Origin of the sequence: Dehalobacter restrictus DSM 9455 (genome assembly GCF_000512895.1) — a bacterium.
Classification (GTDB): Bacteria; Bacillota; Desulfitobacteriia; order Desulfitobacteriales; family Syntrophobotulaceae; genus Dehalobacter; species Dehalobacter restrictus.
The window spans coordinates 2,587,042-2,604,629 of the sequence record NZ_CP007033.1 but is presented as its reverse complement, the minus strand read 5'-3'; the positions used below and the strand labels follow the sequence as shown (position 1 = coordinate 2,604,629).

At 43.9% G+C, this 17,588-nt stretch carries 16 protein-coding genes, 2 pseudogenes and 1 riboswitch; of the genes and pseudogenes, 15 read left to right on the top strand and 3 right to left on the bottom strand.

Features of this window, described 5'->3' with window-relative positions; all coding sequences use genetic code 11:
* Positions 1 to 51 precede the first annotated feature (51 nt).
* The 13 genes and pseudogenes from DEHRE_RS12510 (at position 52) to DEHRE_RS12460 (ending at position 11,108) form a co-directional block, all read left to right on the top strand.
* Positions 52 to 1,335, top strand: coding sequence for a TolC family protein (locus DEHRE_RS12510; RefSeq protein ID WP_025206166.1), 1,284 nt, complete (start codon positions 52 to 54; stop codon positions 1,333 to 1,335).
* A gap of 259 nt (positions 1,336 to 1,594) precedes the next feature.
* Positions 1,595 to 1,741 (top strand): annotated as a pseudogene (gene tnpA / locus DEHRE_RS15665) (IS66 family insertion sequence element accessory protein TnpA); the annotation flags it as partial.
* A gap of 18 nt (positions 1,742 to 1,759) precedes the next feature.
* Positions 1,760 to 1,948, top strand: a complete 189-nt coding sequence (locus DEHRE_RS15380; protein ID WP_242836958.1) for a hypothetical protein — start codon at positions 1,760 to 1,762, stop codon at positions 1,946 to 1,948.
* On the top strand, positions 1,948 to 2,298 hold the full coding sequence (tnpB, locus tag DEHRE_RS12500) for an IS66 family insertion sequence element accessory protein TnpB (protein ID WP_025206164.1): 351 nt from the start codon (positions 1,948 to 1,950) through the stop codon (positions 2,296 to 2,298). Before DEHRE_RS15380 ends, tnpB begins: the two co-directional genes overlap by 1 nt.
* A gap of 75 nt (positions 2,299 to 2,373) precedes the next feature.
* Positions 2,374 to 3,702, top strand: coding sequence for an IS66 family transposase (tnpC, locus tag DEHRE_RS12495; protein ID WP_486599220.1), 1,329 nt, complete (start codon positions 2,374 to 2,376; stop codon positions 3,700 to 3,702).
* A complete protein-coding gene (locus DEHRE_RS15680; RefSeq protein ID WP_486599221.1) occupies positions 3,639 to 3,974 on the top strand; it encodes an IS66 family transposase in 336 nt (111 codons plus the stop codon). Before tnpC ends, DEHRE_RS15680 begins: the two co-directional genes overlap by 64 nt.
* Positions 3,974 to 4,258, top strand: a complete 285-nt coding sequence (locus DEHRE_RS12490) for a hypothetical protein (protein WP_025206163.1) — start codon at positions 3,974 to 3,976, stop codon at positions 4,256 to 4,258. Before DEHRE_RS15680 ends, DEHRE_RS12490 begins: the two co-directional genes overlap by 1 nt.
* 229 nt (positions 4,259 to 4,487) lie before the next feature.
* On the top strand, positions 4,488 to 5,549 hold the full coding sequence (locus tag DEHRE_RS12485; RefSeq protein WP_025206162.1) for a Mu transposase domain-containing protein: 1,062 nt from the start codon (positions 4,488 to 4,490) through the stop codon (positions 5,547 to 5,549).
* Positions 5,546 to 6,295 (top strand): IS21-like element helper ATPase IstB, encoded by a 750-nt coding sequence (istB, locus tag DEHRE_RS12480; protein WP_025206161.1) that lies wholly within the window; start codon positions 5,546 to 5,548, stop codon positions 6,293 to 6,295. The genes DEHRE_RS12485 and istB overlap by 4 nt, the downstream gene beginning before the upstream one ends.
* A gap of 163 nt (positions 6,296 to 6,458) precedes the next feature.
* On the top strand, positions 6,459 to 7,358 hold the full coding sequence (locus DEHRE_RS12475; RefSeq protein ID WP_084544196.1) for an efflux RND transporter periplasmic adaptor subunit: 900 nt from the start codon (positions 6,459 to 6,461) through the stop codon (positions 7,356 to 7,358).
* Positions 7,359 to 7,394: 36 nt separating this feature from the next.
* Positions 7,395 to 8,108, top strand: coding sequence for an ABC transporter ATP-binding protein (locus DEHRE_RS12470; protein WP_038603384.1), 714 nt, complete (start codon positions 7,395 to 7,397; stop codon positions 8,106 to 8,108).
* Positions 8,105 to 9,439 carry an ABC transporter permease gene (locus tag DEHRE_RS12465; RefSeq protein ID WP_025206158.1) on the top strand — a complete coding sequence of 445 codons (1,335 nt, stop codon included), beginning with the start codon at positions 8,105 to 8,107 and terminating at the stop codon, positions 9,437 to 9,439. The genes DEHRE_RS12470 and DEHRE_RS12465 overlap by 4 nt, the downstream gene beginning before the upstream one ends.
* 236 nt (positions 9,440 to 9,675) lie before the next feature.
* Positions 9,676 to 9,760, top strand: a riboswitch (cyclic di-GMP riboswitch).
* 13 nt (positions 9,761 to 9,773) lie between these two features.
* Positions 9,774 to 11,108 (top strand): DUF5667 domain-containing protein, encoded by a 1,335-nt coding sequence (locus tag DEHRE_RS12460; RefSeq protein WP_025206157.1) that lies wholly within the window; start codon positions 9,774 to 9,776, stop codon positions 11,106 to 11,108.
* A 145-nt stretch (positions 11,109 to 11,253) separates the two neighbouring features.
* Here the strand turns inward: DEHRE_RS12460 and DEHRE_RS12455 are convergent.
* From DEHRE_RS12455 to DEHRE_RS12445, 3 genes and pseudogenes are all read right to left on the bottom strand, one after another.
* Positions 11,254 to 11,403, bottom strand: a pseudogene (locus DEHRE_RS12455) (DUF2922 domain-containing protein); the annotation flags it as partial.
* Entirely contained in the window at positions 11,387 to 12,268 is an 882-nt protein-coding gene (locus DEHRE_RS12450; protein WP_025206156.1) for a DUF3102 domain-containing protein, read from the bottom strand. The pseudogene DEHRE_RS12455 and the gene DEHRE_RS12450, both read right to left, overlap by 17 nt.
* 165 nt (positions 12,269 to 12,433) lie before the next feature.
* On the bottom strand, positions 12,434 to 12,745 hold the full coding sequence (locus tag DEHRE_RS12445) for a hypothetical protein (RefSeq protein ID WP_019224732.1): 312 nt from the start codon (positions 12,743 to 12,745) through the stop codon (positions 12,434 to 12,436).
* 288 nt (positions 12,746 to 13,033) lie between these two features.
* Between DEHRE_RS12445 and DEHRE_RS12440 the strand changes: the two genes are divergently transcribed.
* Together DEHRE_RS12440 and DEHRE_RS12435 are read left to right on the top strand one after the other, a co-directional pair.
* Entirely contained in the window at positions 13,034 to 14,299 is a 1,266-nt protein-coding gene (locus DEHRE_RS12440) for an efflux RND transporter periplasmic adaptor subunit (protein WP_019224733.1), read from the top strand.
* Positions 14,296 to 17,583: an efflux RND transporter permease subunit gene (locus tag DEHRE_RS12435; protein ID WP_025206155.1), complete on the top strand. Its 3,288-nt coding sequence runs from the start codon at positions 14,296 to 14,298 to the stop codon at positions 17,581 to 17,583. Before DEHRE_RS12440 ends, DEHRE_RS12435 begins: the two co-directional genes overlap by 4 nt.
* Positions 17,584 to 17,588 lie beyond the last annotated feature (5 nt).

The window sequence follows — 17,588 nt, the reverse complement described above, 5'->3', positions numbered from 1 at the left end:
TGGGGGTAATATCAATTTAACATTATGTATTTTAGAAAGAAGAGGTTAATCATGAGAAAGGTACTTAATATATCTTTAGCATTTGTGTTATTGTTGCCTGCTCTATGCTTCGGAGCTGATTTGAAAACCCCTGATCCTATGCCTATTAATAAAATAGAATTTAAAGATATACAAAAGGAAGTCCTTGATAGAAGTCCAAGTGTTCGAATTCAAAATGAAGCGTTAGCAATTACTAAGCTACTAAAATCAAATTCTGAAGATACAACAGACCAGCTCGAAAATCAAATAGCACAGACTGGCCAACAGATTAACAACCTAGCTTCTGTCGCAAATACTCCTCAATATAGTGATGCAGGGATTCCAGCAAACGTCTTGGCGTTGCTAAACAATAATCTTACTTTAATAAAAAATTTATACAGTTATAATGCTACTCAATTACGGCTTACAAATAACTCTCAAGCAGTACAATATGATTCAACGAGTTCAAACAATGATGTTGATTATACAATTGAGAGTGCAGAATTAACAACAGAGAAAAATAATTACGTTAATGTAAAGAGTTTTCAGGATGATATTTTTTTGAGTTATTATTTACTCCAGATACAAAAACAAGACATACAGAATTCAATCGACACAAATAGCAAAAAGAAAGAAGTTTTAGAACTGCAGAAAAAATTAGGAATCGTAACTAATAGTAGTGTAATTGCTTTTAATAATCAATTAGAAAGCTATAAAAACTCGTTAAGCGCTACAAATACTCAAATAGAAGGAATCATTCGTTTAGCAAATTTGATGCTGGGGCAAGATAGTAATACTTCTCTAACTTTTGGTGATCTACCGAACTTAAAGGAATACTCTGTAAGTGCTCTTAATTATTCGAAAGACTATGAAGAAGCATTAGCTAATAACTATGGGATAAAAATACAACAAATCAGCTGTGATCAAAAATATGATGCAGCGGATAGATTATCATCTAAAGATAAGGATGACACAAGTCGGTTACAAGCGGAGGCAAACTTGGCAACAGAGAACAGAAAATTACAAGTTCTTAAGGATCAATTTAAAAGTGATTTTAAGAAACTTTATGATTCAATAGTCACGAAAGACGAAGAACTAAAACTAGCCATAAGGGATTTAGATAAAAAAAGTTCCGACTATGTTGAATACCAAAAGAAATATGAATTAGGCTTAATTTCTAAAATTGGGATCAGCTCTGCTACATCGCTTGGAGATAGCAAGTTAGCTTATGAATCCCAGAAAAATAAGGTTCAAAAAGCGGAAATCGAGTTATATCAATTGTATAACCAGTATGAGTGGCTAAAAAAAGGTATATAGTTTAATTTTTGAAAGTTTCAGATCATGCAAACCTCTATGCTGATGTGGATAAGAGCATCGTGTAGAGGTTCTGTTATATACTAAAAGAAAAACGTAAACGCTTAATAACTTAGTGTATGGAAACATCCCTTAAGTTGTGTAAGCGTCAAAGACACCGTCACATAGAATAGCAGCCTTGAAGGTAGTACAATCACATTAAATAGGGTTGAAAAAGTTGAAAAAGTTTGCACACTTTTTCAACTAATAACGGAGTGGTTGTATGGATATACAAAAAGTCACAGCAGCGTACCGACGATCACAGTGGATGCAGGTGATACAGGAACGACAATGCAGCGGCAAGAGCATTAACGATTTCTGCCAGGAGAAAGGAATAAGTAGGCATGCATACTTTTATTGGCAACGACAGTTACGAAAGGCTGCATGTATGGAACTTTCAGAACGGAAGGAAGAAACCGTCGTAAGCTGTGTCCCGGAAGGATGGATGCAACTTTCCCAAGGTCAAGAAGTGAAATCAACGCTGGATATTGAAGTCGGTGGCTGTCACGTTACCGTGGATGCACATACAGATCCTGAACTTCTGAAAAAAGTCTGCCGCATATTGAGGATGCTGTAATGAGATTCAATGACAAACCCGTGTACATCTGCTGCGGGCATACCGATATGAGAAAATCTATCAATGGGCTCATGGCGCTGGTTAAAGACGACTTTTCCCTCGATCCGTTTTCTGAAGCATTGTTCGTGTTCTGCAACCGTCATCGGAACAGAATAAAAATTCTGGAATGGGACGGCGACGGATTCTGGTTGTATTTCAAGCGTCTGGAGCGCGGACATTTTCGCTGGCCAGCAAAGGGAGACAGTGCCACCATGGTTCTTGAAACCAAAGAATTATCTTATCTTATCGAAGGTGCGAAACTGGAGAAAAAACTCAAACGGGAAGAAGTTTTCGAGCGGCAAATCTCTTAAAATATTTATCTTGGAAGAGTGCTTTAAACCGCATGAAATCTAGCTTTTTCGCGGTTTTTCTGGTATGATTTACTTATGAAAACGCAAGAAACTTCAGCAGGAAAACTGCTTGAAATAATTGAAGAAAAGGACCGCAAAATTGCTGAATTAGAACAGCAAGTCGCGTGGTTTATGTCACAGATCCGCCTTGCAAAGCATAAACAATTTGGCGCATCAAGTGAACAGACTGACGGTATTCAGCTGCTCATATTCAACGAGGCCGAATCAAATGCCGATATGACCGTGCCGGAACCGAAGCTTGCTGAGGTAAAGGCGCATTATCGCAAACGGACACGCCTCACAACGGATAAATTGCCAAAGGATTTACCTGTTGAGGTAATTGAACACACGCTTCCGGCAGAAGATTGTATCTGCCCGAATTGCAGCAGTCAGTTACATACGATGGGGAGGGAAACTCGCGAAGAATTAAAGGTCATTCCTGCCAAAGCAATCATTACACGGCACGTACGGCATATTTATTCCTGCCGTCATTGTGAAGGAACTGCCGAACATGTTCCTATCATAAAAGCAGATATGCCGGAACCTGTCATTAAAGGCGGATTTGCATCCCCCGAGACAATAGCCCATATCGCGATACAGAAATTCATGATGGCGTCCCCACTATACCGACAGGAGCAAGAGTGGAAACAAAAAGGCATCCTGCTTTCCCGGCAGACGATGTCAAACTGGTTAATCAAGGCCAGTGAAAACTGGCTGGAACCGATATATGAAGAGATGAAACAACGATTATGTGAGCATGAAGTGTTGCATGCAGACGAATCTACCTTACAAGTGTTGAAAGAACCGGGAAAGACGGCGCAGTCAAAGAGTTACATGTGGTTGTATCGTACCAGCGGAGATACATTACACCCGATTGTAATTTATGACTATAAGCCCGACAGAAAACATACCCATCCTGAAAAATTTCTGAAAGATTTTAAAGGATACCTTCACACAGATGGATACGAAGGGTATCATAAGCTTCCTAAAAACATCATTGTTGTGGGCTGCCTGGCACATCTTAGGCGGAAGTTTTTCGATGCCTTTAAAACCCTGCCCAAGGAAAAACAACCACAGTCCAATGCGGCAAAGGGTGTTGCTTACTTAGACAGACTGTTCCACCTTGAAAAACAGTTTGCTTCCCTTGCCCCGGATAAACGCCTTCAAGAGCGTAAACGCCTATCAGGGCCTGTGTTTGATGAATTTTACAATTGGATCAATGGGCTTGCTGTTTTGCCTAACACCCTTCTTGTAAAGCGCTACATTATGCTAAGTCCCAACAAAAATATCTTGAGAGATACCTGCTGGACGGACGTCTTGAAATTTCAAACAACCGTGCGGAACGGAGTATTAAACCTTTTGTAATCGGTCGAAAGAACTGGATCTTTACTAACACACCAAACGGTGCCAGGGCCAGTGCCATTTATTACAGCCTGATTGTGAGTGCAAGAGAAAATGGCTTGAATCCATTTGAATATTTAACGTGGATTTTTACAAATGCCCCTAACTTAGGAAGAGCAGGTTACATATCTGAAATTACAGACTTTTTACCTGGTAGTGCAGCCTTGCCGAAGAAAGTATTCACCCCGCAGCTTGGTAACGCAAGTCCGGAAAAATATGTGTGGGAGGAAGACTGATGAAGGTTGGAAAACATACGGCGTTTATGATAGACTTTATCTCCGATTTTGCAGATGGAAAGATATCACGATATCTCTTCGAAATAGATTATTCGGGCTATGTTATTGAGCATTTTCCAAAGATGAAAAAGGAGGATTCTCGTTTAGCGCGAAAATTCGTTACCACTGTCGATAATGTATTCGAATATGCTCAAGCTAACACCATATCTGATGATGATTTTAGGATAATGGCTAACAATGCTCTGTGCGATCTTCTTGGAGTAGATGAGCCTGACTTCATGTAGCTCACGTCTGAATGGGTTTGACGCTTACTCAGGGACAATTTATAGTGCCAAAACAATGAACGTTTGTTCCAGTGTTACATATCCTGTTGAAGAAATTCGTGTCAACGTTGGTGATAAGGTGAAAGCAGGTCAGATTATGGCAGTATTGGATACGGAATCACTATCTACGGACTTAGATAAAGCCCAGCTGACTTTAAAGGTGTTAGCGGTATAATAAAATACAGCAAAAATGGCCAATAGAAATGCAGCAAAAGCGGCCACCGAATACAGCACTCTAAATAGAAAATGGGACGTGTTACAGGAATGTTTTGAAGCCCTGAGTGGAATGCCAAAAGAACTTGTTTTTGATCAGGACCGGTTACTGGCAGTCGATGAAAACTATGGTGACATTATCTTCACCCGAGAATTTGAACAGTTTAGGTTAGCCAGCGGATTTGAAGTCTATCTCTGTCGCGGGGCCGACCCTGAAAGCAAGGGTAGAATTGAAGCAACCGTCAAATACTTTAAAAACGGTTTTGCCAAGAACCGTCAATTTGTAGAGATAGATATGTGGAATGAGAGTTTTAGCGAATGGCTGGAAAGAACCGGCAACGCCAAAATTCACTCCATAATAAAAAAAGTACCGGCAGAAGTCTTTGAGCAAGAAAGACTATTCCTAAAACCGGTACCCCAAACAATAAAATCTTATGAGTCCATTCTAACAAGAGATGTGCATAAGAACAATACCATATTTTACAAAGGGAACCGGTATACGCTGCCTCTTGGAACCTACCAACCAGGCCGGAAAGTAACCCTGGACATAGAAGGCGACAGCCTTAAAATCCGGGATGATTTTGACGGATATCTTATCGCCGAACATAAGATTTCAAAGAGCAAGGGGCAATTAGTACAAAACAATAACCATAAACGGGATAACACTAAGAAACTTGACGATTTACAAGATAATCTTCTTGAAAAGCTGGGTTCAAGCGAGGATGCCTGTATTTTCCTAACCCAGATCCGTTATTTAAAATCCAGGTATGCCAGGGACCAATTCAACCTGATGGAACAAACAATTTCGACCCATACGGAATCAACAGTCAAAAAAGCTCTGGAATATTGCCTGATGCATAGTCTTTTTTCTGCAGTAGAATTCCGCAATGCTGCTCAATATTTTGAAGCCAACCTTCAGATAGAACAAGAGAAAGTAAGCCAGAATCCTAAAGTCACTTTACTAAAAACCTACATGAATACCAAGAAAAGGCCGTTATCCGAGTATGCCCGGTTCACGAAGGGGGGTGACTCACAATGACCCTCCTGCAGGAAGTACAAGAACAATTGTCCGTCTTATCGCTAAAGAAAGCCTCCCAGGGCCTGGAAAAAATCATGGAAAAAGCTCAAATGGAAGATTGGTCAACGCTCAAGACACTAAACATGCTGCTTGCTGAAGAACGCCAGGCCAGATGGGATAAAGCCAGAGAAAAAAGACTGAAAATCGCAGGATTCCCCTATATGGCAACCATAGAAGAGTTCGACTTCGCTTTTCAGACCAGTGTAACCAAAAAGCAAATGGTACAGTTACAGGAACTAACCTGGCTGGAAAGTGCATTTAACATTATGTTTTTAGGCCCGCCCAGCGTTGGGAAAACCCACTTGGCAGTATCGCTGGGAATTGCGGCAGTAAATGCTGGCTACAAAGTAATATTCATCCATATGGATCAATTGATCCATGCCTTAAAAACTCAGGAGATATCCGTAAAGGGCAAGTACAAACTAAAGAGACTCTATGCCGCCGAATTGGTCATCATTGATGAGGTTGGATTTCAGCCGGTAAACAGAAATGAGGCAAACTTGCTGTTTGGGGTAGTAAACCAGCTGTACCAGCAGACATCCATCATTCTTACATCAAACAAAGGACTTGTAGAATGGGGAGAATTTATGGGTGATCCGGTAATAACCGCAGCCATGCTGGACAGGCTGATGCACAAATGTGAAATATTTGATATGGACGGTGATAGTTACAGGCTTAACCACAGGGAAAGAATATTAAAAAAATAATCTCAGTAAGGGTAGGTAAAGGCCGACGCTCCTGTAAAACCTCCATTCGGGCTACGCCCTCTTTCCGGTTTTACAGGAGCAGGTCCTAACTTAATACCAGGATAAATCTATTTATGTAAAAATAGTGGCCAAGTGCTGCATTTTAAATGGCCAAAAATGATGTATTTTTATTGACCGTTTACAAAAGGCAGCAGAGAGGGATATTACTACGAAATCAACTGATTATGAGAACAATAAAGTACTTTATGAAGAAGGTGCTGTGTCTTTGCTAGATTTGAACAATTCTTTAAATGCGCTGGAAAATGCTAAGGATACTTATCATGAGGCTGAAACAAATCAGAATGATTTAAAGAAGAAGCTGACGGATTGTAATATCGTTGCGCCGACCAGCGGTACTGTAACGGAATCAAATGCTGAAGTTGGCTTAGCACCTAGTGGAATACTCTTTGTGATTGAAGATGCAGGAGATTTATTTGTTGCAGCAAAAGTAAAAGAGTTTAACATCAGCAAGCTTAAGGTGGGGCAAGAAGTCCAGGTCAAGACCAATGTTACAGGAAATAATAGTTTTAAAGGGACACTGTCTTATATATCGCCGAAAGCGGTCAGCGATTCCAGTTCAACTAATGTTGAGTTTGAAATCAAAGTCAAAATTTCAAATCCGGATCCTTTGATGAAAATAGGAATGAATGCCTTTCTAAGTATCATCGTGACTTCCAAGGACAATGTATATACTGTTCCTTATGATACAGTGATAACTGGTAAAAATGGTCAAAGTACAGTTTATACCCTAAAAGACAATACGGTTATCCAAGTTTCAGTTAAAACCGGAATTGAAAATGACACAAATATCGAAATTGTCGGAGAAGGTTTGCAAGATGGGATGAAGATCGTTACCAATCCAGGAAGTGTCATACTAGGGCAAAAAGCTGATATAGGAACTGATCAAGCTGCAGCTGGGGAAATTAAGGCTCAGCGGGCAAATAACAATCAATCACAATCTTCAGGAAAACAGACACCACCAGCAGGAACAGGAACACCTCCGACTAGGCCAGAAACGAACTGAAGCAGGGAATTGAAGAAATAGGGGTGGTGTGTGTTCATGATAAAAATAAATGACCTGACCAAAAAGTACTACATTGGTAAGCCAAATGAACTTACAATTTTAAAAAGCATCAATTTGAATATTAAAAAAGGCGAATTTGTAGCAGTTGTTGGGGCCTCTGGTTCCGGCAAGAGCACGTTGATGAATATAATCGGTGCTTTAGATCGGCCGACGTCCGGGGTTTACAAGCTTGGGGGAATTCCGATTCAGGATATGAACCAAAACCAATTATCTGAAATACGGAATAAAAAAATTGGATTTGTCTTCCAGACATTTAACCTAATTCCTAGAATTAACGCTTTAAACAACGTAGAATTGCCTTTGTTCTATATGGGAATTCGCAAAGAACAAAGAAAACAAAGAGCTATGGCTTTATTAGAACTGGTTGGGATGAAGGATAGAATGATGCATATGCCTAATGAGCTTTCCGGAGGACAAAAACAAAGGGTTGCAATCGCCAGGGCTTTAGCCAATGATCCGTCAATTATTTTGGCAGATGAGCCTACTGGTGCGCTGGACTCGCAAACAGGATTATTGGTCATGGATATTTTTTTAAAAGTCCATCGCGAAGAGCATAAGACGATTGTCCTGATCACACACAATCATGAATTAGCGGAGCGTACGGATAGACTGATAACAATCAGTGATGGAATGATCATCAGTGACAATTCTCGCAGCAATAGACAATTGGTTAAGGAGGCAAACCTATGATCTTGGAAAACATCATATTGGCCATTGCCTCTTTAAAAGCAAATAAAATGAGAGCCTTATTAACAATGCTTGGGATCATTATTGGTATCACTTCTGTAATTGCAATTGTAACGATCGGCAATGCCGTTACGGCATCTGTCAATTCAAATTTATCTTCTTTTGGGACAAATAACATTACCATTTCAATTAGGGAGAAATCTGAAAAACAACGGACGATGTCTTTATTGGGACCCGTTAGTGGTGCGGCAGGCGGAGCACCGTCTGGAGCTGGAGGACCTCCGGGAATGAGAGGAAGCGGAAATACCTCGGAACCTGAAGACTCGGATTTGATTTCAGATAAAATGATTGAACAAATAAAGGAAGCTTTTCCCGCTGACATAAAAGGTGTATCGTTGGAATCTTCTGTTGGTAGTGCAACTGCCAAAGATGGAGATCTCTATGCCAATATTACCATGACCGGAACCAACGCAGATTATTTATTGGCGAATAATTTGGAGATCCTAAAAGGACGGTACCTATCAGAGAAAGACGTAAGAAATTATCGAAATGTTGCAATCGTATCCGATAAATTTGTGGAAAATATGTTTCCGGATGGCACTGATCCGCTCTCCCAAGACGTAAAAATATATAAGACCAATTCTATTGAATTGTATACGATTATAGGGGTATATAAATATGAACAATCAAGTATGGGTCAGGTAAGCACGGCTTCAGAGGAAGATCTGTCCACTAATCTTTATATCCCGATATCCACAGCAAATCTGGATGCGTCCCAGAAGAACTATTCCCGAATTACGGTAGTGGCAAGCGGGGATACGGACGTACTGGCTTTTACAACCCAGCTGACGACTTATTTTGATAACCTTTATAAAAATAATTCAGTATGGGGTGCAAGGGTAAATAGTATGGAGACGCAGTTAAATTCAATTTTAAGTGTTATTAGTACGATTTCCTTAGCTATTGCGTTTATTGCCGGAATTTCTTTACTCGTCGGAGGAATTGGGGTAATGAACATCATGCTGGTATCTGTCACCGAGAGAACAAGAGAGATTGGTACCAGGAAAGCTTTAGGTGCCAAAAACTTTCACATCCAATTTCAATTTGTCACGGAAGCAGTCATCATTTCCGGCATCGGGGGGGGCATCGGCATTATTATTGGCACCCTGGTCGGCACGATTGTCTCTGTTGTATTAAAGGCTCCTGTGACAATATCCATACCGGTAACAATTATTAGTGTTTTATTTTCTATGGCGATCGGCGTATTTTTTGGTTTCTATCCGGCCAATAAGGCAGCTAAACTTGATCCCATTGAAGCGTTGAGATATGAATAATAGTTCCGTTAATAAACCTGTTTAGATTTGTTCTAAGCTCATTAAGAAAAGAACTGACATGATAAATAATAAATTGGTCAGCATTTTGAAACGATCTGTTATTGAATATGAAGTTGCATTGCTCTATAATTACCCGACCATGAGACGAAAGTCTCATTTTTTATACCCCATTGGTCTGGAATAAGTCCAAAAACATTGATTTTCAAAGTAATTCTGTACTATAATGGCCTCAGCCAAAACGATAATGGCAAATCCGTCGAAAGACGGAGACGCAAAGCCACGGGTCTAACACCGAAAGGTTATGACAGCCGGGCTACCGAAAGGGGTAGATAGAATGATCCGTAAGAAGATTCTCGTTTCAATTCTTTGTGTTTTTCTAATCATTGCGGTCGCTCCAACCTGTGTATTTGCTGAAACAACCACGGATGGAACCACAGTTATCGAGGATGTTTCAACGAGTACTCCTGGTACGCCCACAGAGCCCGCTACAGATTCAACAGCTGCTGACCCGACAACATACACGGCAACAACCGATTTAACGACGACTGATACTACAACAACAGATGCAGTAACAACCGACTCCACAATAACGGATTCCACCGTCCAGGCCTCGACAGCAGATGAAGCCGGCGTAACGCCGGACAGCTGGCTCTATTCACTTGAACAGATGATTGAAAGTGTCCAGGTTGCTGTAACTTTTTCTGATGAAGGAAAAGCGGAACTGCTCGTTGAGTTTGCCAATGAAAGGCTCGCCGAAGCGGAAATCATGTCCGAACAAAACCAGTTGGATTTGATGGAACAGGCTCTGAAAGCGTACTCGGATACGATAAAGAAAGCCAACTTCCAGGTACAGCAGATGATCGAAGACAACGAAGTAGCTGAAGGTACGGATACGACGGCTACAGACGCTGCTGCGGATGATGGGACCGTCACGACTTCCACAGATGAAACAGTCGCAGAGGACACGGCAGCAACTGACATAGAAGAGAATACGGTGATCAGCAATCTGCTTGCCAGCATTGAGCTTGTTCAACGCGATGCAGATAAAGTCGTCTTAAAAATCAGCGGCAATCTGACAGAAGATCAGGCTGAGATCATGCAGAATATCATCAAAGCCGAAGTTCAAAACACCATTGCGATCAAAGCTTATGTGGCTGCCAAAAAAGCCTATGGGGATGCGGTGCAGCAATTTGCAGCGGCCAAAGCAGAGTTGGGTGAAGCCCGTGCTTCAGGTGACGAGGCTGCCATTGCCGTTGCCCTGGAAAAAGTCGAACAGGCTGAACAGTACAAAAACGACATGCAGGAGCTCAGGAAAGATGTTCAGAAGATCAAAGTAGAGACGAATAAGGAAACGAAAGAAGTCCTAAAAGAGCAAACCCAAAACATAAAAGAATATAAGAAGGCCAATAAGGGCCAAGCCGTGAGCGACCAGGAAGATAGCCTGGAAGCAGGGGACGAACAGGATGCAACGACTGTAGATAATCAGGATGTAACGGTTACTGGCGATCAGACTGCCATAGCCGATGACCAGCCTGCTTCGGATGAAACAACAGTGGATGGCACAAGTGATGAAAGTGGTGGAACCGTCAATGCTCAAAGTATTCAGAACACAGTCACGAATACCTCTTCAAATAACGGACATAACGGTAAAGGGCAAGGAAAAAGATAGGACTTTATATTTTCGATAACTGAGAATCATTCAAATAGCATAAAATGCAATGCCTCCCAAAAAGAAAACAGACAGCCACCAGGCGAATAAAGTGCCTGAGCTGTCTGTTTTTGTGGTCTTCATCTTTTAGGCCGGTACTGCCCGCTTATGCTTGTGGAGGATCATAAAGGTCATCCGTTGTTGTTTCGATGACCTTTATATCCCTTACCCCTGTAAGGGCACCGTTTGCCGTGAGGAATATCCCGCCTGCTATAAGCGAGTTCATAACGTTCATGGCTTCAGCCAGCTGAATATCCAGAATTAACTCTGAGCGGCTTCTTCGGGGGCGGCCACATTTTAATTGTCTCTGCCATGTATTCAATCAGCTGGTTGGCCCCTTTTCTTTTTTCTTCTTTCAGGTTCGGATCGATATGGGCCAGATTGGTGAGCGCTGTCGTCAGATCGAAGAAGGTATCGGCGATCGTTTTGCAGCAAGCATCGCATTTCTCTACATACTTGATATAAGCGTCGGAGTTGCGTTCGGTTTTAAGGTTATGGGTAAAAGGGGCTGTCGTTGCAGAGGGGTCGTTACCGGCAGAGGAGGCATTGTTGGCAGATTGCGCTTCTGCATTGACATTTTCTGGATTCGTTGGCCTTGATGCAGCCTTAGCGTGCTCCTTTTTTAATTCGGAAATTGTGCTGTCGATCGTCTCCAGCCCTTTTTTAAGTAGCTGATTCTCCTGAAGCGCCTGCTCCTTCGCTTGATTGGCCTGATCTCTGTCCTTAAGAGCCTGCTGCAGCTCCTGTTTCGTCATACTGCCGACGTCATTGTGCGTGATGAATTCCTCCCGCTCCTCTGCCGGTAAACCCAGTAAGAGGAGAGCCTGGATGTAAGTCAAATGGGACACTGGTGTCCCATTTGAGCTGTCGGATCCTTCAGGGAAGCTAGGCCCATACTCTTCGTAGAGCTTTATCAGCCTGGAGGCAGTTCGGCGAGAATAGTTCACAGACTCTTCCAGCCACTTAATCCATTCCCCGTGTTTGAGCATGGCCTTGGCTTCCTGCAAATGACGGCCGATTTCAATGGCGCTGGTAAGCAATATTTTTTTAGTTTGGTAGGTTATCATCTTTATTTCAGCCGCTATGACAAGCGGTGTGCGTTCGGTGATCGGATTATCCATGCCGCCCGCCCTTTCATTATGAGTCTAATTACAGCATATGCAGATGGGCTTCGGATGGTGAGGGCTTGGTTTTGTGACGTAACAGACGCAACAATAAATAAATCCCACGGGTTTTGAATCCGTAGGATTTTTAATATCAAAATGATTTATTGTCGAGACTTTGTTTTATACGGGCCTTCTCTGCAGGGATCTGATGGAAATTTCATGTTCGCCAAGTACCTGGATAATCGATTTTTGGTCATCTGAGATCTTGTCTAATTTATGATTGGTCTCTGTCCGAAATTCCATCAGTCCGGCTGTTTGCTCAACAACAACATCCAGTTTATGTTCAACCTTACAGAGTCGTTGATCCATGGAATCCAGTCGTTGGTCGATACCATCGAATCGTTGATTAATACCATCAAATCGTTGAGAAATGTCTTTCTTCATTTCTCTGATTTCACGAAGCACGATAGTCTGAAACTCATCATTGGACATAGCGGCTTCCCTCCAAAACAAAATGGATCCTTTAACAGATATTATGCAATACAAAAAAGAAAAAACAACCATAAAATACCAAAAATTTACAAAATAATGTTGCCATTTATGGGAAGAAAATATTTGGTAATATCTAACTTGGACCCATTGACCCAAGGCACAAAGGAAGATAAGATAAGAGAGGTGACGTGCCGACTGACCAGTCGGTTTTTAACGGCTATCACATTCATGAATATGTCCTAAAAAGAATACACTTAGAAAGATATTGATTTACGGGGGAGTAGAAAAATGAAATTCAAAATGAAACGGTCTGAGCAGGGTGGCAGCCCGGACTTGAAAAAACCGACCGGGAAGAAGAAAATGATCATTACCGTGATCGTAATCCTGCTTGTCCTTCTGATCGGGGTAAGAATCTACGGGGCAGCGCAATCCGCAGCGGAAAAGAAGGCGGCAGAACAAAACAGACAGAATTATGTCCCGGTGGAAGCGTTGACCTTACATAAACAGAGCATCTCCTCTGCGATTACCTTAAGCGGCAAAGTTGAAGCGGATAAAGAAGCTTCTGTGGTCATCGGCACCCCGGCCAAAGTGACCGCGGTCTATGCCAAGGTCGGGGACCGGGTCAGCAAAGGCCAGGTACTCTTCAGTCTTGATAAAACTGATCTGATGTCCAGCTATAACCAGGCTTCAGCGGCCTATCAACTGGCGCAGGCCGGCTATGAAACCAATATGGCCAATTATGAAAACAGTAAAAAGAATTATGAGAATATGAAACAGCTGTATGAAATCGGTGCGGTCAGCAAGTCTGAGCTCGATCAGGCTGCTGTGGCGGCTTCGGATGCGGTTCTGGAAACGTATAAAGGCCAGCTGGCTCAGGCCAAGGCTGCTTATGACGCAGCGCAGAAAGCCCTGAGTGATATGGATGTAAAGGCGCCGATCGACGGTATTCTTACGGCTCTTGATGTGAAAATAGGGTCAATGGTGACGAGTGCCGTTTCTCCGGCCAGGGTGGTGGACCTGAGCAAAGTATTTGTAACGGTCAGCATTAGCGAGCAGGAGATCAACCGTGTACACAGCGGCCAGTCTGTCCAGATTGAAGTGCCTGCAGCTTTAGTGAAAGTCAAAGGGGTTATTGATAGTGTAAGTATCGCAGCCAATGCCCAGGGGAAATATACGCTAAAAACCTACATTGACAATAAAGACAGCATGATCAAACCCGGCATGTTTGCCAATGTGACCTTAAACATTGCCGGCAAAGATAATGTCCTGGCTGTGCCGACCGATGCGGTGATTTTTCACGGCGGAAAAGACGTCGTGTATGTTGCCAAAGATAATGCTGCAGCCGAGATGGAAGTAACGACAGGACTTGAGAGCGGCACCGAGACGGAGATCGTCAGCGGACTGACGGAAGGGGACATCGTCATTATCAAAGGGCAGAACTTTGTACAGGATGGTACGGAAATCAAAGTCGTAACTGTTGACGGCAAGCAGGTTGCTCAGGAAACGACGGATACGGCAGCTTCGGCGCAAACAGGGGGAGGCGTTCAGAAGTGAAAATATCTGAAACCTCGGTGAAACGCCCGGTTACAGTTCTGATGCTTGTTTTTATTGTCATCATTCTCGGATTTGTGTCCTTTACGCGTATTCCGCTGGACTTGATGCCCGAAATGGAATTGCCTTATGCAATCGTTAGTACATCGTATAACGGAGCAGGCCCTCAGGAAATTGAAAACCTGGTCACGCAGCCAATCGAAAAGGCTGTTTCCACAGCCCAGAATGTCAAAAATATCAGCTCCATCACTTCGGAAGGCAGTTCGCTCGTTATTCTGGAGTTTAATTATGGAGTCGATATGGATCAGGTTGCCCTCGACCTCAGAGAAAAAATTGACCTGATTAAAGATTACTTTCCTGATGGCGTCAGCAGCCCCATGGTCTTGAAACTCAATATGAATTCAACCCCGGTCCTGACGCTTTCTATTTCGTCACCGACGATGAGTCTCTCCGAACTGCAGACCTTGGCCGAAGATACAATCCAACCGAGGCTGGAAAGGGCGGAAGGCGTTGCTTCCGTGTCCGTGACCGGCGGAACCAAGGATATTATTGAAATCCGGACAAAAAGTGAGAAATTAGCCGGTTATGGCATTAGCCTCGCTTACCTTCAGGGAATCCTGGCTTCGGAGAATGTCAACCTGCCCGGAGGTACGGTAAAGAAAGGGACCCAGGAGCTGACTGTCAAAACGACCGGGGAATTCATGTCGGTAGCTGAGATCGAGCAGCTGCTTATTCCGCTGCCTACCGGCGGAAATGTCCAGCTGAAAGATTTAGCCGATATCGAATTAAAGCCGGATCAGCAGACAACCATTTCCAAAGCGAACGGCAATCCCGGTGTCAATATTTCGATCCAAAAACGTTCCGACGCCAATACAGTCCAAGTTGCGGAAGGAGCCTATGTAGAGATCGACAAAATCCAGGATGAACTAAAAGACGTCAAGATTACGGTCGTCATGGATAATGCAGCCTATATCAAGGCTTCATTGTATTCGGTCGCGGAGCATGGGGTTATCGGCGCTCTCCTGGCGGTACTGGTCCTGTACATTTTCCTGCGAAATATCCGTTCTACCCTGATTATTGCTTCGGCTATCCCGATTTCCATTATTGCGACGTTTTGTCTGTTATATTTTACCGGCATTACGCTGAATCTGATGACGCTGGGCGGATTAATGCTTGGTATTGGCCGTCTGGTTGACGATTCGGTCGTGGTGCTCGAAAATATCTACCGCTTCCGGCAGAACGGCTATTCCAGGGTCGAAGCGGCAGTGAAAGGATCTTCGGAAGTAATCATCGCTGTCATGGCTTCCACGCTGACGACGGTCGCAGTCTTTTTGCCGATCGTCTTTGTTCAGGGATTAACCTCCACATTGTTCCGGCAGTTTGCCTTGACAATCGCATTTTCACTCGGTGCATCGCTGGTTGTTTCGATGACGGTTGTCCCGATGCTCGCTTCCAAGCTGCTGAAAGTAGAGCGGAAGAATCAGTCTACTGGTTCTATTGATGCAGGGAAGACGGGGGAAACGGATAAAGCATATACACAGACCGAAACAGCTGAAGCAGCTGAAGCATCCGAGACAGTGAAAGTAGACATAACAGATGCAGCGGAAGATGAAGAAAGTGGCAGGGGATTCTTCCGTACTCCTGCGTTCCTGGCGAAAGCCCACGATAAATTTGACCAGGGCTATGAAGCACTGCTCCAGGGGTATAAGAAACTGCTCAGATGGGCCCTGGGCCACCGGAAACGCGTTTTTATCGTTACAACCATTGTCTTTGTCGTTTCCATTGCCTCTGTTGCCGCTGTTGGGACAGAATTCTTCCCGACGACGGATGAAGGCATGCTCTCGATCAGCGTTACGCTTCCTGACGGGGCAAAGGTCGGCGATACCTCGGCGGTCATGCGTGAAATTGAAACGAAGATAGAAGATATTCCCGAGATCGATACCATCTTCCTGGATGCCGGATCATCCGGAACCATGAGCCTTACAGGCGCACAAGGCAACGTTGGTACCTTTACTGTGAAGCTGCTTCCTTTAACGGATCGGAAACGCGGCGTCGTGGAGATCTCCGATGAAATCCGGGACCGGATTAAGGACGTACCCGGGGCCAAAACCAGTGTCGCAGCAACCCAGTCCGTGATGAGTGCCGGTGATCCGATCAGCATCACCATCAAAGGTGAAAATCTGGATCAGCTGAAGAAGATCGGAGACGATTTTGTCACCGTGATTAAAAAAGTCCCGGGAACCCGCGAAGTTAAATCCAGCTATGAAGACGGAATACCGGAAGTTGAAATCAACGTGGACCGTAAGGCGGCCAGCCAGTATGGTCTGAGTGCCGGAGCAATCGCCTCTGCGGTAAAAGCATCGATCAGCGGGGTAACCGCGACACAGTTCAAATACAATGGGACCGAAATCGATGTAAAGATCAAAGGGGACGAAACGTTTAACCGGAATCTCCAAGCCCTTGAGCAAATTCCCATTACCACGAGCCTCGGCTATACCGTTACGCTGGGCGAAGTGGCGGATGTTTCCGTCAGCCGCGGTCCTGTCAGCATCAGCAGGGACAACCAGGCGAGGACCCTGACGGTCTCCGGTCAGATCAGTGGCAGGGACGTCGGCAGTGTCTCCAAAGATATTCAGACGGCGCTGGCAGATTACCGGATGCCGAATAATTATACCTATGAAATGGGCGGACAGCAGCAGGAAATGGTCGATGCGTTCAGTGACCTGTTCCTTGCGCTCGGACTTGCCGTGATTCTGGTCTATATGGTCATGGCTTCCCAATTTGAGTCGCTGGTTTATCCGTTTGTCATCATGTTTTCCATCCCGCTTGGATTTGCCGGGGCGTTTCTGGGACTGTTCATCACCGGCAAACCGTTAAGCGTTATGGCGATTATCGGGGTGATCATGCTGGCCGGTATCGTTGTTTCCAATGCCATCGTTCTGGTTGACTATATCAATACGCGACGCAAGACGTACAATGAGGACGTGCATGAGGCAATCATCAATGCAGGACCGATCCGCTTGCGGCCAATCATCATGACGACACTAACGACTGTTCTGGCCATGCTGCCGCTTTCACTCGGGATCGGGGAAGGCTCGGAGTTTCAGGCGCCGATGGCCATTGTCGTTATCACAGGTCTTCTGTTTTCAACCCTGGTTACCCTGGTGCTGATTCCGGTCATGTATTCTTTCACGGATGATCTGTCTAACAAATTCAAACGCAAATTCAGAAAAGACAAAAAGACTAAACCGGTGATCGCGGTAAACACGGATCAGCATACCCTTTAACCCTT

Excerpts from the sequence above, each read along its gene's own strand:
- DEHRE_RS12510 (WP_025206166.1), top strand. The coding sequence starts at position 52 with ATGAGAAAGGTACTTAATATATCTTTAGCATTTGTGTTATTGTTGCCT.
- DEHRE_RS15380 (WP_242836958.1), top strand. The coding sequence starts at position 1,760 with ATGGAACTTTCAGAACGGAAGGAAGAAACCGTCGTAAGCTGTGTCCCG.
- tnpB (WP_025206164.1), top strand. The coding sequence starts at position 1,948 with ATGAGATTCAATGACAAACCCGTGTACATCTGCTGCGGGCATACCGAT.
- tnpC (WP_486599220.1), top strand. The coding sequence starts at position 2,374 with ATGAAAACGCAAGAAACTTCAGCAGGAAAACTGCTTGAAATAATTGAA.
- DEHRE_RS12490 (WP_025206163.1), top strand. The coding sequence starts at position 3,974 with ATGAAGGTTGGAAAACATACGGCGTTTATGATAGACTTTATCTCCGAT.
- DEHRE_RS12485 (WP_025206162.1), top strand. The coding sequence starts at position 4,488 with ATGGCCAATAGAAATGCAGCAAAAGCGGCCACCGAATACAGCACTCTA.
- istB (WP_025206161.1), top strand. The coding sequence starts at position 5,546 with ATGACCCTCCTGCAGGAAGTACAAGAACAATTGTCCGTCTTATCGCTA.
- DEHRE_RS12470 (WP_038603384.1), top strand. The coding sequence starts at position 7,395 with ATGATAAAAATAAATGACCTGACCAAAAAGTACTACATTGGTAAGCCA.
- DEHRE_RS12465 (WP_025206158.1), top strand. The coding sequence starts at position 8,105 with ATGATCTTGGAAAACATCATATTGGCCATTGCCTCTTTAAAAGCAAAT.
- DEHRE_RS12460 (WP_025206157.1), top strand. The coding sequence starts at position 9,774 with ATGATCCGTAAGAAGATTCTCGTTTCAATTCTTTGTGTTTTTCTAATC.
- DEHRE_RS12450 (WP_025206156.1), bottom strand. The coding sequence starts at position 12,268 with ATGGATAATCCGATCACCGAACGCACACCGCTTGTCATAGCGGCTGAA.
- DEHRE_RS12445 (WP_019224732.1), bottom strand. The coding sequence starts at position 12,745 with ATGTCCAATGATGAGTTTCAGACTATCGTGCTTCGTGAAATCAGAGAA.
- DEHRE_RS12440 (WP_019224733.1), top strand. The coding sequence starts at position 13,034 with ATGAAATTCAAAATGAAACGGTCTGAGCAGGGTGGCAGCCCGGACTTG.